Source organism: Kocuria sp. ZOR0020 (assembly GCF_000800955.1).
GTDB lineage: Bacteria > Actinomycetota > Actinomycetes > Actinomycetales > Micrococcaceae > Kocuria > Kocuria subflava.
Window position 1 is genome coordinate 1 of the sequence record NZ_JROX01000438.1, and the last position, 203, is coordinate 203.

At 35.5% G+C, this 203-nt stretch carries 1 protein-coding gene; it reads right to left on the minus strand.

Annotated elements, in window-relative coordinates; translation table 11 throughout:
- Positions 1–203: terminase TerL endonuclease subunit (locus tag L979_RS15650; protein WP_197052188.1), on the minus strand; the 203-nt coding region annotated here is incomplete at both ends.

Genomic DNA, 203 nt, shown 5'->3' on the forward strand with positions numbered 1-203 from the left:
GTATGGCTGTAAGTTTTACCCTCTAACTCACAAACGAACGATACAGCGGTTAAATCGCCAATTAAGGATAGGTCAATTCCGACATAAGTTCTATTTTTATTAAATACAGATAAATTGAACTCTGTTAGTTTAGTATCTTGCGGAGTGAAGTAGTAAGCTGTATCCTGCATAGGTAAGCCCATATTAAACGCTAAGAACTTATT